Annotated in this window: 15 protein-coding genes and 1 other RNA gene; 10 read left to right on the plus strand and 6 right to left on the minus strand. The window is 48.6% G+C overall.

Annotation, left to right across the window (positions count from 1 at the left end; all coding sequences use genetic code 11):
• Positions 1-38 precede the first annotated feature (38 nt).
• Entirely contained in the window at positions 39-428 is a 390-nt protein-coding gene (locus ACN28R_RS13010) for a DUF454 family protein (RefSeq protein ID WP_048635790.1), read from the minus strand.
• 244 nt (positions 429-672) lie between these two features.
• Here ACN28R_RS13010 and priC point away from each other — a divergent pair, with 244 nt between their 5' ends.
• A complete protein-coding gene (gene priC / locus ACN28R_RS13015; protein ID WP_095834623.1) occupies positions 673-1209 on the plus strand; it encodes a primosomal replication protein PriC in 537 nt (178 codons plus the stop codon).
• Between the two features lie 70 nt (positions 1210-1279).
• On the plus strand, positions 1280-1447 hold the full coding sequence (rsmS, locus tag ACN28R_RS13020; protein ID WP_072065795.1) for a pleiotropic regulatory protein RsmS: 168 nt from the start codon (positions 1280-1282) through the stop codon (positions 1445-1447).
• Positions 1448-1569: 122 nt separating this feature from the next.
• Here the strand turns inward: rsmS and acrR are convergent, their stop codons facing one another.
• Positions 1570-2208, minus strand: coding sequence for a multidrug efflux transporter transcriptional repressor AcrR (acrR, locus tag ACN28R_RS13025; RefSeq protein ID WP_048635792.1), 639 nt, complete (start codon positions 2206-2208; stop codon positions 1570-1572).
• Positions 2209-2350: 142 nt separating this feature from the next.
• Here acrR and ACN28R_RS13030 point away from each other — a divergent pair, with 142 nt between their 5' ends.
• The 6 genes from ACN28R_RS13030 to ACN28R_RS13055 all read left to right on the plus strand — a co-directional run bounded on the left by ACN28R_RS13030 (position 2351) and on the right by ACN28R_RS13055 (position 8690).
• Complete coding sequence (locus ACN28R_RS13030; protein ID WP_048639618.1) at positions 2351-3538, plus strand: efflux RND transporter periplasmic adaptor subunit; 1188 nt, start codon at positions 2351-2353, stop codon at positions 3536-3538.
• Positions 3539-3554: 16 nt separating this feature from the next.
• Entirely contained in the window at positions 3555-6689 is a 3135-nt protein-coding gene (locus ACN28R_RS13035) for an efflux RND transporter permease subunit (RefSeq protein ID WP_048635793.1), read from the plus strand.
• A gap of 194 nt (positions 6690-6883) precedes the next feature.
• Positions 6884-7132: a type B 50S ribosomal protein L31 gene (locus ACN28R_RS13040; protein ID WP_048635794.1), complete on the plus strand. Its 249-nt coding sequence runs from the start codon at positions 6884-6886 to the stop codon at positions 7130-7132.
• Positions 7133-7332: 200 nt separating this feature from the next.
• Positions 7333-7476, plus strand: coding sequence for a type B 50S ribosomal protein L36 (ykgO, locus tag ACN28R_RS13045; RefSeq protein WP_072065916.1), 144 nt, complete (start codon positions 7333-7335; stop codon positions 7474-7476).
• Between the two features lie 585 nt (positions 7477-8061).
• The gene (gene tomB / locus ACN28R_RS13050; protein ID WP_048635795.1) at positions 8062-8430 is read left to right on the plus strand and encodes an Hha toxicity modulator TomB; all 369 of its coding nucleotides are present in this window, start codon (positions 8062-8064) and stop codon (positions 8428-8430) included.
• A 56-nt stretch (positions 8431-8486) separates the two neighbouring features.
• Positions 8487-8690 carry an HHA domain-containing protein gene (locus ACN28R_RS13055; RefSeq protein ID WP_009114000.1) on the plus strand — a complete coding sequence of 68 codons (204 nt, stop codon included), beginning with the start codon at positions 8487-8489 and terminating at the stop codon, positions 8688-8690.
• Between the two features lie 524 nt (positions 8691-9214).
• Here the strand turns inward: ACN28R_RS13055 and ffs are convergent.
• Positions 9215-9311, minus strand: an RNA gene (gene ffs / locus ACN28R_RS13060) — signal recognition particle sRNA small type.
• A gap of 168 nt (positions 9312-9479) precedes the next feature.
• Between ffs and ACN28R_RS13065 the strand changes: the two genes are divergently transcribed.
• Positions 9480-9800 (plus strand): MGMT family protein, encoded by a 321-nt coding sequence (locus ACN28R_RS13065; protein WP_048635796.1) that lies wholly within the window; start codon positions 9480-9482, stop codon positions 9798-9800.
• Between the two features lie 29 nt (positions 9801-9829).
• Here ACN28R_RS13065 and ACN28R_RS13070 read toward each other — a convergent pair whose 3' ends face one another.
• The gene (locus ACN28R_RS13070; RefSeq protein WP_048635797.1) at positions 9830-10405 is read right to left on the minus strand and encodes a YbaY family lipoprotein; all 576 of its coding nucleotides are present in this window, start codon (positions 10403-10405) and stop codon (positions 9830-9832) included.
• Between the two features lie 255 nt (positions 10406-10660).
• Between ACN28R_RS13070 and tesB the strand changes: the two genes are divergently transcribed.
• Positions 10661-11524 carry an acyl-CoA thioesterase II gene (gene tesB, locus ACN28R_RS13075; protein WP_048635798.1) on the plus strand — a complete coding sequence of 288 codons (864 nt, stop codon included), beginning with the start codon at positions 10661-10663 and terminating at the stop codon, positions 11522-11524.
• 91 nt (positions 11525-11615) lie between these two features.
• Here tesB and amtB read toward each other — a convergent pair whose 3' ends face one another.
• Both amtB and glnK read right to left on the minus strand, forming a co-directional pair.
• A complete protein-coding gene (amtB, locus tag ACN28R_RS13080; protein ID WP_048635799.1) occupies positions 11616-12902 on the minus strand; it encodes an ammonium transporter AmtB in 1287 nt (428 codons plus the stop codon).
• Positions 12903-12938: 36 nt separating this feature from the next.
• A complete protein-coding gene (gene glnK, locus ACN28R_RS13085; protein ID WP_002208627.1) occupies positions 12939-13277 on the minus strand; it encodes a P-II family nitrogen regulator in 339 nt (112 codons plus the stop codon).
• Positions 13278-13581: the final 304 nt, after the last annotated feature.

Consider the following 13581-nt stretch of genomic DNA (forward strand, 5'->3'; position numbering starts at 1 on the left):
TGCGTTGAAACAGCGGGCCGCACGGAGGCGATGCGTCATCAATTTCTTTTGGAAATCTTTTGCTGCTCCGAATCAACGACCGGCAGACGAAGCATAAAGGTCAGTAAAATCGCCATAATCACCAACAAGAGAACCCTTACCCAACCAATCTTAACCAGCCAAAGAGAAAGCGTAAACGTCAGCAAAATAACGACAACCGCTTTCCATTTCGCGCCCGGAGGCAAAGCCCGATGTTGCTGCCAGTGGCGTAAATATCCCCCGAACCAGGAACGATATAACAACCAGTAATGAAAACGCGGCGACGAACGGGCGAAACACCAGGCCGCCAACAATAAAAACGGCGTGGTCGGCAACAAAGGCAACACAACACCTAACGTTGCCAAAACGACAGCCACCCACCCCATGACAATCAGCAACGCGCGATACATATTCACCTTTATTCAATCCAGCGTTAATGGGTAAGTAAAGCGCAACCCGGCGCAGATACTTTATCATCAACATTGAACGCTTGTTAATGGTAGTCATCATTACATTATGGAAATCAATATTTCCGTAAGCAGGCCGTATCAGATGCTATATTCGCAAGTGGGAAGACAGAGAATAATGTTTTGACATGAAGAGCGTTTCAGCCCCAAAGATAAATCTGCTGCATTCATCGGTATAAGGAACAGTGTGAATACTCACAAATTGCTGCTCGCGCTTGAACAACAAATTGATTCGCTGGCAAAAGAGATCGAACCGTTGGCGGATAAATCCGTTCCGCAATCGCGTTTCGATCGGCAACTGTTTAGCAGCTATGGCACGCGGCTAAAAGATTATTTCCATGAAGTGACTCTGAATTTCCAGTCCATCAGGCAGCTAGTTACCGAGCAACGCACTGAGCGTGTGGCGTTCATGGCTGAAAGACTGGTGAGGCAAATTACGGCGCTGCAGCGTGAGTTAGCGACCCAATCTTTACGGCGCCAGGAACAAACGGCCCAAAAGCAGCCCCAGGATCTTTATCATAAACTGGCCGAGCACCAGGATTATGAAAGGCGCCTGCTGTCGATGATCCATGACAGAGAAAGCCTGCTGGACACGCAAACTCAATTCAGCGAGCAGCAACGCCTGCAAAAAGAATTGGCGGCCCTTGAAGGACGATTGACCCGCTGCCGTCAGGCGCTAACGAGACTGGAACGATTGATCGAACGCAGGGAACAGGGTCTGTAAATTCTGGAGACACGCCTGGATTTTCTGCTATATGTGAAAAATCTATGACAGATGAAAAAGGTAAAGAGAAATGTCACTGGAAAATGCGGCGCCTGAAATCAAACTGGCGATCGATCTCATTATGTTGCTGGAAGATAACCAGATAGAACCGCAGGTTGCGTTGGCCGCGCTGGAAATTGTACGCCGGGATTTGCAGAAAAAAGCGCGGGAAGAAAACCACGCCGAAGAGACGAAGTAACATCCGCCAGTCTAAAAAGATGGATAGCGCAAGGCGCATCCGCGACCTGAGACCTGCGCTGTTGAAGAGATAAACGAGGTCATTCGTTATCAGGGCGGCGCATGGCCCCTGAATTTCCGGCATCAGTCCGGCTGGCGTAACGTGTTGCTAAAACGCAGCATATCAATGAAGGAGTCAACCAGTTCTGGAGCATCCCGATTAAGATCGAAACTTTCCGGCATAAACAGCCAGTTCTCCATCAGGCCGGAGAAATACGCGCGCAGCGCAATGGCGGCCCGACGGGGCTGAATATCTTCCGGCAGCAATCCCATATGAATACAGCGTATTAAATAGCCTTCAATATCAGAGTAACAATCGAGGTAACACGCTTTACGGGCATTAAGCGATGGCAACATTTCACCCACAAACTCACATTTATGAAAGATGATTTCCATCATCGATCGCCACTGACAGTCACTCACCGTTAAACGAAGCATATAAATCAATATTTCCCGCATAACATAGAGTGGATTATCAGGAAATTTTGTCTGATACTCTATTTCAAACTGATTGAGCTTTAACTCAGCCTGAATCCATATTTCGTTAAACAGTTCAGCTTTGTTTTTAAAATGCCAGTAAATAGCGCCACGGGTCACACCTGCGGTCATGGCAATATCAGCCAGCGATGTTGCAGACACGCCATGCTCTGAGAAGACTCTCAATGCTGCATCCAGTATCTGTTGTCGGGTTTCTTGAGCTTGTTGTTTGGTTTTTCGTGCCATATCGCTGTATTTGAAAGAAAGTATGATTTACATACATTCGAGTATGTATGTAACATAGCACGTACATAAAATTATCGCAGCAATGGGTTTTAAAGCGCGTGATCCATTGGTCAATTTCAAATCGGATACTTGGGGTTTATCTATGAACAAAAACAGAGGGCTAACGCCTCTGGCGGCAGTTCTGATGCTTTCTGGCGGCTTAATTCTCACGGGATGTGATAATACACAACAGGCTGGAGCACAGCAATCAGCACCTGAAGTCGGCATTGTAACGTTGAAAACCCAGGAGCTTAATGTAACGACAGACTTGCCAGGCCGCACCAATGCCTATCGCATTGCGGAAGTCCGTCCTCAGGTCGGCGGGATTATCCTGAAGCGCAACTTTGTTGAAGGCAGCGATATTCAGGCTGGTTCATCGCTGTATCAAATTGATCCCGCGCCCTATCAGGCTGCCTACAATAGCGCTAAAGGTTCACTGGCCCAAGCCGAGGCAAGCGCTGAAATCGCCCGTCTGACGGTTAACCGCTACAAACCATTGTTGGGCACCAACTACATCAGCAAACAGGATTACGATCAGGCGGTCTCGACATCCCGTCAGGCTGACGCCAGTGTACAGGCCGCCAAGGCCTCGGTAGATAATGCCCAAATCAACCTTGCTTACACCAAAGTCATTGCGCCGATATCAGGACGGGTGGGTAAATCAACGGTGACGGAAGGCGCGCTGGTTTCCTCCGGTCAAACCGTTGCATTAACCACCGTACAACAGCTCGATCCGATGTATGTCGATGTCACGCAATCAAGTAATGATTTTCTGCGACTGAAAAAAGATCTGGAAAACGGCACGCTGAAACAAAGCGAAGGCAAAGCGAATGTCCGCCTGCTGCTGGAAAATGGTACTGAGTATTCACATCCCGGCACGCTGGAGTTTTCTGACGTGACCGTAGATGAAACCACCGGTTCCATCACCCTACGGGCCATTTTCCCTAACCCGGATCACGACCTTTTACCTGGAATGTTCGTTCGCGCACGTCTGGATGCCGGTGTACAAAACAACGCGGTGCTGGTTCCCCAGATGGGCATTACCCGTACCCCCAGAGGTGAAGCGACAGCCATGGTCGTGGGAGAAGGTGACAAAGTTGAAATCCGCAGCGTGACCACATCCAAGGCGATTGGCAATAAATGGCTGGTTACCGACGGTTTAAAAGAGGGTGATCGCGTCATTTTGACAGGCCTGCAAAAAATCCAACCCGGCATACAGGTGACAGTAAAAGAAGTCGCTCAAGAGAACGAACAGCCGCAGCAGTCGCCGGCTGAATCCGCGAAGTCTTAACAGGAGCCGGTAATTCATGGCTAAGTTTTTTATAGATCGACCCATTTTTGCATGGGTAATCGCCATCGTTGTGATGTTGGCTGGGGCGCTGGCGATCGTGAGGTTGCCTATCGCGCAATACCCGACGATTGCGCCCCCGGCAATTGAGATTACAGCGACCTATCCGGGAGCGGATGCCTCAACGCTGCAAGACTCCGTAACGCAGGTTATCGAACAGAATATGAACGGTATCGATAACCTGATGTATATGGCCTCCAGCAGCGACTCATCAGGTACGGTGCAGATTACGCTGACCTTTGATGCGAGCACCGACCCTGACATCGCGCAGGTTCAGGTACAGAACAAACTTCAGTTGGCAATGCCTTTGCTGCCGCAAGAGGTTCAGCAACAAGGGGTTAGCGTTCAGAAATCAAGCAGCAGCTTCCTGATGGTCGCCGCTTTCATCAGCAATGACGGCAAAATGACGCAGCAGGATATCGCTGACTACGTGGCCGCCAATGTGCAGGATCCCATCAGTCGTACCAACGGCGTCGGTGATGTGCAGTTGTTCGGCTCGCAGTATGCCATGCGTATCTGGCTTGATCCGAATAAGCTGAATAACTATCAGCTGACGACCGGCGACGTTACGGCGGCCATTACGGTGCAAAATAACCAGATCGCCGCGGGTCAGCTTGGTGGGACGCCGCCGGTGGCAGGCCAAGAGTTGAATGCCTCGATCATCGCGCAAACGCGGCTGAAATCGCCCGAAGAATTTTCCAACATTTTACTGAAGGTTAATACAGACGGCTCACAAGTACGCCTGAAAGACGTGGCGCGTGTTGAGCTCGGCGCGGAAGGTTATGACATCATCGCCCGCTACAACGGCCAGCCCGCCGCCGGTATCGGGATTAAACTCGCCACCGGCGCCAACGCATTGGATACGGCTTCTTCGGTAAAAAACGAATTATCCCGACTGCAAGAGTTCTTCCCGACCGGGTTAAACGTGGTTTATCCGTACGACACGACACCGTTCGTTAAGATTTCCATTAACGAAGTGGTGAAAACGCTGGTGGAAGCCATCGTGTTGGTATTCCTGGTGATGTATCTGTTTTTGCAGAACTTCCGTGCGACATTGATCCCAACCATCGCCGTACCCGTTGTACTGTTGGGCACATTCGCCATTATTTCGGCGTTCGGCTACTCCATCAACACCCTCACCATGTTTGGGATGGTGCTCGCCATCGGCTTGCTGGTGGATGATGCCATCGTGGTAGTGGAAAACGTTGAACGCGTGATGGCGGAAGAAGGATTGCCGCCGAAAGAGGCCACCAAAAAATCGATGGAGCAGATACAAGGCGCCCTGGTCGGGATAGCGCTGGTGCTCTCTGCGGTATTTGTTCCGATGGCCTTTACCGGCGGATCAACCGGCGCCATCTACCGCCAGTTTTCCATCACGATTGTTTCCGCGATGGTGCTCTCTGTTCTTGTCGCATTGATTTTAACTCCGGCACTCTGCGCCACGTTGTTAAAACCCATCGCTAAAGGCGACCACGGCGAGAAAACAGGTTTCTTCGGCTGGTTTAACAGACTGTTCGAAAAAAGTACGCACCACTACACCGACAGCATTGCCAATATTCTGCGCAGCACGGGTCGATATCTGGTGGTTTATCTGCTGATTGTCGTGGGTCTGGCGCTTTTATTCTTGCGCTTGCCAAGCTCTTTCCTGCCCGAAGAAGATCAGGGGGTGCTGCTGAACATCGTGCAACTTCCGGCCGGGGCGACACAGGAAAACACCCAAAAAGTGATGGACCGGTTGGCCAATTACTATCTGGAGAACGAGAAAGATACCGTAAGATCGGTCTTTACGGTCAGCGGTTTCGGTTTCTCAGGCCGCGGTCAGAACGCGGGTCTGGCATTTGCCAGCCTGAAAGACTGGAGCGAGCGTGACGGCGCGGAGCATAAGGTTGCGGCTATCGCCGCCCGGGCCAACGCCGCATTCAGCCAAATCAAAGAAGGGATTGTGATCGCGACCAACGTTCCCGCGATCGTCGAACTGGGAACGGCGACCGGGTTTGACTTCCAGTTGATCGATCAGGCCAACCTGGGGCATGAACAGCTCACGCAGGCACGTAACCAGCTGTTAGGTATGGCCGCGCAACGACCGGATATGCTGGTTCAGGTTCGTCCGAATGGCATGGAGGATACACCGCAGTTCCGGCTTGATGTCGATCATGAGAAAGCTCAGGCGCTGGGCGTTGCTCTGTCGGATGTCAACGCTACGCTGGCGACGGCGTTGGGCGGAAGTTATGTGAATGACTTTATCGACCGCGGCCGGGTGAAGAAAGTGTATGTGCAGGGCGACGCGCCTTTCCGTATGCTGCCGGATGATATTAAAAACTGGTATGTACGCGGCAGTAATGGCCAGATGGTCCCCTTCTCCGCTTTCTCGCAAAGCCATTGGGAATATGGTTCTCCACGTCTGGAGCGCTATAACGGTCAGCCTTCCATGCAAATACAGGGTGAAGCGGCGCCAGGTAAAAGTACCGGTGAAGCAATGGCTCTGATGGAAGAGTTCGTCACCAAGCTGCCAAACGGCGTGGGATACGAATGGACGGGCATGTCCTATCAGGAACTCTTGTCCGGCAGTCAGGCGCCGGCGCTGTATACCATATCCCTGATAGTGGTCTTCCTGTGTCTGGCGGCCCTGTACGAAAGTTGGTCGATTCCATTCTCGGTTATGCTGGTAGTGCCTCTGGGTATTCTGGGAGCTGTGATAGCCGCATCCATGCGCGGTCTTGAAAACGACGTCTACTTTAAGGTGGGCCTGCTGACAACCATTGGGCTATCGGCGAAAAACGCCATCCTGATCGTCGAATTTGCTAAGGATCTGATGGAAAAAGAAGGTAAAGGTTTGATTGAGGCAACGCTGGATGCGGTACGTATGCGTTTACGCCCGATCCTGATGACCTCCCTCGCCTTTATCCTCGGGGTTGTACCGCTGGTTATCAGCTCTGGCGCAGGTTCCGGCGCTCAGAACGCCGTAGGGACGGGTGTAATGGGCGGGATGATTACCGCAACCGTATTGGCTATCTTCTTCGTTCCAGTGTTCTTTGTGGTGGTCCGCCGCCGCTTTAGTAAGAAAAATGAAGAGATAGAGTCCCAACATCGGTAATTAGAACGCCAACGTTCCCATTCTGCAAAGGCCGCGATTCGCGGCCTTTTTTATTCCCCCTTTTCACTTTTTCACCACGGGATACGTCGCGCATTCCCTACATGACCACCATAACCTTACAAACACCATGGTTGAACCGCGCAATGAAAAAGCGCAATATATAGTTATGTTATAACATAACAATGAGAGGAATGATGAAGAAAGGCATCCATCCAGACTATCGGACCGTGGTATTTCATGATACCAGCGCCGATATGTATTACAGAATCGGTTCAACCATTAAAACTGAACGCACCATCGAGTTGGATGGCGACAGCTACCCTTACGTCACCATTGATGTTTCCTCCGCCTCCCATCCTTACTATACCGGGAAGCAGAAAGAATATGCCAAAGAAGGCAGCACAGCTCGATTCCAACAGCGCTTCGGCAACTTTTTCAAATAATTCGTTCAGGTCAATCAGGCAGAAACCGCCAAAGTCAGTGCGCTTAACTAACTCCGTGAAGGATACATTTTCCTGAGGCCGATTCTAACGTTACAGGAATCATCCTAAAAATGGTGAAATCCCAAGGAAAGCGTTGAGTCATTTAGGAAAGCCATACGGTCATAGCCTGAAAGATGGTGGGGATAAAGAGGAATATTCAAATGCAGGTGCTTAGCTCTCTACATTCGGCGAAAAAACGTCATAAAGACTGCATAGTAGTACGCCGTCGCGGGCGTATCTATGTGATATGTAAAACCAACCCTCGCTTTAAAGCCGTGCAGGGCAGAAAGAAGAAGAAAAGCTGATTCTATTTCCGTAACAACTCTCTACAGCTCTGTTATCAATGTAACAGGGCTTTTTTATGCAATAAATAAAAACAATAAAAACAACAGGATAAAAAACAGCTTATTGATACATATCTTTACACTAAGCGAACAGCGGTTATCTTCCGTCTGTTATGGCATCGTGCTCGATACACAAATTAAATTAATAGTCTGATATTATGGTTATTCACAAACTATTCCATCATTGGAAAGTTCTGTGATTTAATCCTGATAAATAGCATTAAAAACCTTATCTAATGCCCGCGAATCTTACTGACTCTTTTGCTATAGTTATATACAGAACGACCCGATATGTATCAAAATGGCGCAGCGTGAGCGTCTCTTGTTTTCATTAAAATGAAAAGATACTCTGTCGGTATCGGGAGGTGTAAAACCATTGTGGGCTAAATTGTGGTTGTCTAAATCCCAGACGTTGAACTCTTGCACGTAGGCATCATGATTGTAGAAACATGGTTAAGGCTATTCTCTTATGAGTTTTGTCAGTCTGCCTGTTTACCAGGTGTTAACTGAAGTAACACTGAATAACGGCTTAACGGAGGGATTGATATGGATGAGTACACACCCAAAAATTATGATATTGCCCAACTCAGATTCTTATGTGAGAATCTATGCGACGAAAGCATTGCTACGTTAGGCGATAGCAGCCACGGCTGGGTCAATGACCCGACATCTGCGATCAATCTCCAATTAAATGAACTTATTGAGCATATCGCTACATTTATTCTCACATTTAAAATAAAATATCCTGACGAAAACGAGCTTTCTCAGCGGGTTGAAAAGTATTTGGATGACACTTATGTCCTGTTTAGCAACTATGGCATCAATGATGCTGAATTGCGCGGATGGAAGAAATCTAAAGAAAGATTATTCGGAATGTTCTCAGAAGGGGACATCTGTACGCCTGCTAAAACTTAAGCAATAATTTATCTTATATTTATTAACCACCAGGTACTGTTAGCATAAAGGCCAACATGAAAAAAATCGATTATTTGATGCGTTTACGTAAATGCACAACCATAGACACATTGGAACGTGTTATTGAGAAAAACAAGTATGAGCTCTCCAACGATGAACTGGAGATGTTCTATTCTGCGGCGGATCATCGTCTGGCAGAACTGACGATGAACAAGCTATACGACAAAGTTCCCACCGCGGTATGGAAATATGTCCGTTAATTCCCCCGACGCAAAAGTATACTGACACCGTGATAAATTAATGCATTGCGCCGATGTCATTATCGGCCTTTGTTTTCTATTGTTTTTTTACATCTAGATAGAATCTGGAGTTGTAACAAAGTGTATTTTATATAGCAAAAATAATTAGAATACTGAGTTTTATAGCGATGCTCGGGCCACGATAACCGATACTTTCCTCACAATACAATTGATAAACTCATTACAATAATTCTGATTATTCTATATCAGTCTCAACAGGTATATTGCGCCCAATAAATCGTCATCAAACGTTTGCCTACAAGCTATGCGCGAAGGTGAAACGCCTGTACCCGAATTCATTGGAATCCGGTAATGAAAAAAACCAAATAGCGGAATAAGTCAGAGGGGCAACAATGGCCGCATACGTATAAAGATTAAACCCATACAGGCAATCAGCGATAGCATATAAACCGGTTAACAAAATTAACTTAAGATTCTTTAAGTTTTTTACAAGAGAATGGATACAAAGAGGAAATTGGTGGAGGCCCTGCCAGCTACATCCCGGCACACACGTCTCCTGCTGCGGCTGCTTCCTTCCGGACCTGACCGAGTCCACAGGTTGGTGTTGCGGGAGAACCGACAGGGCCTCCATTGACAGCTCTAACTAAATATTCATTACTATAGAGCGGTGGGCATTATGGGTGATGGGCAGTTCAATTGCAAGCTGACGCATGCCAATCGTTGTTTTCTTACCCAAAGTGCTACGCCACGCTATGTCCTTTTACCGATTGAAAAAGCAAGGTTCTGTTGATGGCAGAAGAAATGGATACGTTCCAGCAACGTGTTTTTCAAATTGTGGCCGCGATCCCATACGGGAAAATAGCCACCTATGGCGATGTCGCCCTGATGGCCGGTTCGCCGCGAGCCTCCAGGCAAGTTGGCGGCGTACTGAAGCGCTTACCCAAAGACAGTAAACTCCCCTGGCACCGAGTGATAAACCGAAAAGGCGAGATATCGCTTATCGGCGACGATCGCCAACGCCAAAAATTAGCGTTACAGGCCGAGGGAGTTATCTTTAACCGGCAGGGAAAAATCGATCTCGCTACGTTCCGTTGGCTATGCGCGCCATAACCTCATGGCACGCACGGATTTAGCTATCGTTACCAAACAGATTGAACGGGTTGAGATGATGGCAGCATTTTTGCTGGCGCTGGCGGCGTCAACGGTTCAGTGCTTTGTCCTTGACCTTGTCCTTGCACCGGCAAAGGCACTGACGTGACAGGAACCATAACCAGATCGGCGCTATTTACGCCATTGGTGATAACCGGTACGACATTTTCCGTCACCATCACCACCCTGTGGTTTATCGCGATGGCCGAGCTGAGTAAAATACGGGCATTAGGTTGAATATCAGCCGGATTATACGGTAACGCGAAGGTGAAAGGAGCCTGTTTCCCCTCAGTGCGGCTCACACGCTGGCTGATCACTTTTGAAGGCGCATCTGGCACGGAGGCATCAGATACCGTAACCGTCAATACCGCATCAGCCGGTAAGGCAATACGCTGACGAATATTCACCGTCCCGGTGACAGCAGGCATTGATAGTGTTTGATGTTGAGCTGAAGCGGCGCTCACAGGCGCCCCAGTTTCAGGAGAAGTGCCATAATCACTTCTGTCAGCGCAGGCGGTTAAAACCATCGATAACGTGATACTGCCAAAGATATGCCATAATTTCATTTCGGTCAGTCTCCTTTATTATTGTCAGACTGCCGGCATTAGAAAAACCGGCGTTCATTTATCACGATAGATTCTAAAGAGCGGAAAACCAATGCCAGCAACTTTAAAGTTGAAGGATATAAGTAGTATGGTTCACCAAATAGAATAATTGATAGTGCAAAATTCTGATATTTCCCTGATAAATAATTTAAATTACTAAATTCAACCCGTTAGCCCTCTTAATCTAAATAACCTTCGACCAATGAGGCCAACACCATGAGCCAGGCACTACAAAACCTTCTCGATCTTCTCAATTTGGAAAAAATCGAGGAAGGATTATTTCGGGGAAACAGTGATGATTTAGGGTTGCGCCGGGTGTTTGGCGGCCAAGTAGTGGGTCAGGCTATGTCGGCAGCCAAGCAGACCGTGCCAACAGACCGTAAAATCCATTCGCTCCACAGCTACTTCCTGCTACCCGGAGATAGTCAGAAACCCATTATTTATGATGTGGAAAACCTGCGTGATGGCAATAGCTTCAGCGCTCGCCGGGTCAACGCCATTCAGAATGGTAAACCGATATTTTATATGATGGCATCGTTTCAAAGCCACGAGGCTGGATTTGAACATCAGAATGTAATGCCCGCCGTTACGCCCCCGGAAGCGCTCAAGTCAGAGCAGGAGATCGCGCAAAGTTTCGCGCATTTACTGCCGCTACAATTCCGTGAAAAATTTACCAGACCCAGGCCCATTGAATTTCGCCCGGTAAAGTTTCACAACCCATTAAAAGGAAAAGTGGAAGCGCCGGTACGACATGTCTGGTGTCGTGCTAACGGCCCACTGCCCGATGATGAAAGGATTCATCAGTATCTGCTTGGCTACACATCCGACTGCAATTTTCTGTTAACCGCATTACAACCGCACGGCATTGGCTTTCTGGAACCAGGTATGCAAGTCGCCACCATCGATCATTCGATGTGGTTCCATCGTGATTTCCGTTTGGATGACTGGTTGTTATATTCCGTGGAAAGCACCTCTGCCTCAGGTGCCAGAGGGTTTGTGCGCGGACAATTTTATACCAGAGAAGGCGTACTGGTCGCATCCAGCGCACAAGAGGGCGTTATACGCTACCACCAGCATTAAAAATACGATTGGGATAGTCCCCTGAGCAGAATAAAAAAAAAGGGCGTGGAGATTATCCGACGCCCTGCTTATTAATGGCTGTTCACATTACTTACTGGTTGTAAGCATTCTCGCCATGGCTGTTGACGTCCAGACCTTCGCGTTCCTGTTCTTCAGGTACACGCAGGCCAACGACCATATCGGCCACTTTGAAAGCGATAAAGGAAACAACGCCAGTCCATACGAAGCAGACAATAACACTGAACAACTGAACCCAAACCTGATGAGCCATGGTTACGCCTTCGGCATAACCTACCCCGCCCAGAGAAGCGGAGGTGAATACGCCTGTCAGGATACAACCGACGATGCCACAGACGCCATGAACGCCGAACACATCACACGGGTCATCAACGCGCAGCCATCTTTTCAGTACGGTTACGCCCCACAGACCGGCGATACCCGCGGCGACGCCAATAATCAGGCCGCCACCGACGCCAACGGTACCCGCTGCTGGAGTAATCGCCACCAGACCGGCGATACAACCCGAACATGCGCCCAGCAAAGAAGGCTTACCGCGAGCCATCCACTCACCGATAACCCATGCCAGGATTGCTGCGGCAGTAGCAACCACCGTATTGAGGAACGCCAGACCGGCAATTTCGTTAGCAGCCCCGGCGGAACCGGCGTTAAAGCCAAACCAGCCGATATACAGAACCGCCGTACCAATAAACACCATCGGCAAATTGTGCGGTTTAAGCGCTTCTTTACCGAAGCCGGCACGTTTGCCCAACAGATAAGCGCCGACCAAACCAGCAACGGCAGCGTTAATATGCACCACCGTACCACCGGCGAAATCCAGAGCGCCGTCAGCAGCCAGGTAACCACCGCCCCAGACCATGTGAGTCATTGGCAGGTAAGAGAACGTCAGCCATATTGCGACGAAAATCAGCACGGCAGAAAAACGAACACGTTCAGCAATGGCGCCCACAATCAGCCCCACGGTGATGCAAGCGAATGAGGCTTGATAAGCGATGTGGATGTACTGGTAGAACGTACCGGTAATCGAATCAATGGAGATGCCCTTCAGCATAAAGTTGGAAAAACCGCCGAAGAACGCGTTGCCTTCACTGAAGGCCAGGCTGTAGCCATACACAACCCATAAAATACAAACCAGCGCAAAAGAAACAATAACCTGTGACAGCATGGAAAGTACGTTCTTAGAACGAATCAAGCCACCATAAAACAATGCAATCCCAGGTATGGTCATAAAAAGTACCAAAGCGGTACAAATCATAATAAAGGCATTATCTGCTTTATCGATCGTTGGTGCCGCGGCCATAGCCCAGGACGGGAGCAAAGCAGCCACACCAAGACCCAATGAGGAGACAAGTTTTTTCATTTTCATCCATCCCTATTAACAAATCTAAGTCAGGCGTTAGAGTGCGGCTTCGTCAGTTTCGCCAGTACGAATACGAATAACCCTTTGTAATTCAGCGACAAAAATCTTGCCGTCACCAATTTTTCCGGTATAGGCCGCTTTACTAATTACATCAATAACTTCATCCAGCTGATCATCAGCTATTGCGATGTCAATTTTCACTTTTGGCAAAAAGTTAACGCTGTACTCTGCACCGCGATACAGTTCAGCGTGTCCTTTCTGGCGCCCGAATCCTTTCACTTCAGTGACCGTTAGTCCCTGAATGCCAACGGAAGATAATGCTTCACGCACATCTTCCAGCTTGAATGGTTTTATCACCACAGTAACCAGTTTCATTCATCATCCCCCTAACCGTTAAGTTCAGACTTGCGCCCGCTGCTATCTCGGATTTCCATCATTTCGAATTATCTTCACGCAATGATAAAGCAAAGGATGTGCCATAAATGATTTATCTGGCAGATATCAGCCAGGAGAACGCGGTTAAGGTCTGTTAACGGTAGAAAACATACCGCCGGAAAAAGAAAACGCCAATAAAGCGGAGCATGCAATGCACCATGTCAGTGCATTGCGGGTAATTTTAGTGCATTGAGGCTAAAAACAGAATGAATATGCTTAGTGATGGTGCGAAGCAAACAATAGC

It is taken from the genome of Brenneria goodwinii (assembly GCF_002291445.1).
GTDB classification, from domain to species: Bacteria; Pseudomonadota; Gammaproteobacteria; order Enterobacterales; family Enterobacteriaceae; genus Brenneria; species Brenneria goodwinii.

What these genes read in the sequence shown, in the direction of transcription:
- ACN28R_RS13010 (WP_048635790.1), bottom strand. Translation starts at nt 428, where the DNA reads ATGTATCGCGCGTTGCTGATTGTCATGGGGTGGGTGGCTGTCGTTTTG.
- rsmS (WP_072065795.1), top strand. Translation starts at nt 1,280, where the DNA reads ATGTCACTGGAAAATGCGGCGCCTGAAATCAAACTGGCGATCGATCTC.
- acrR (WP_048635792.1), bottom strand. Translation starts at nt 2,208, where the DNA reads ATGGCACGAAAAACCAAACAACAAGCTCAAGAAACCCGACAACAGATA.
- ACN28R_RS13030 (WP_048639618.1), top strand. Translation starts at nt 2,351, where the DNA reads ATGAACAAAAACAGAGGGCTAACGCCTCTGGCGGCAGTTCTGATGCTT.
- ACN28R_RS13035 (WP_048635793.1), top strand. Translation starts at nt 3,555, where the DNA reads ATGGCTAAGTTTTTTATAGATCGACCCATTTTTGCATGGGTAATCGCC.
- ACN28R_RS13040 (WP_048635794.1), top strand. Translation starts at nt 6,884, where the DNA reads ATGAAGAAAGGCATCCATCCAGACTATCGGACCGTGGTATTTCATGAT.
- ykgO (WP_072065916.1), top strand. Translation starts at nt 7,333, where the DNA reads ATGCAGGTGCTTAGCTCTCTACATTCGGCGAAAAAACGTCATAAAGAC.
- tomB (WP_048635795.1), top strand. Translation starts at nt 8,062, where the DNA reads ATGGATGAGTACACACCCAAAAATTATGATATTGCCCAACTCAGATTC.
- ACN28R_RS13055 (WP_009114000.1), top strand. Translation starts at nt 8,487, where the DNA reads ATGAAAAAAATCGATTATTTGATGCGTTTACGTAAATGCACAACCATA.
- ACN28R_RS13065 (WP_048635796.1), top strand. Translation starts at nt 9,480, where the DNA reads ATGGCAGAAGAAATGGATACGTTCCAGCAACGTGTTTTTCAAATTGTG.
- ACN28R_RS13070 (WP_048635797.1), bottom strand. Translation starts at nt 10,405, where the DNA reads ATGAAATTATGGCATATCTTTGGCAGTATCACGTTATCGATGGTTTTA.
- tesB (WP_048635798.1), top strand. Translation starts at nt 10,661, where the DNA reads ATGAGCCAGGCACTACAAAACCTTCTCGATCTTCTCAATTTGGAAAAA.
- amtB (WP_048635799.1), bottom strand. Translation starts at nt 12,902, where the DNA reads ATGAAAAAACTTGTCTCCTCATTGGGTCTTGGTGTGGCTGCTTTGCTC.
- glnK (WP_002208627.1), bottom strand. Translation starts at nt 13,277, where the DNA reads ATGAAACTGGTTACTGTGGTGATAAAACCATTCAAGCTGGAAGATGTG.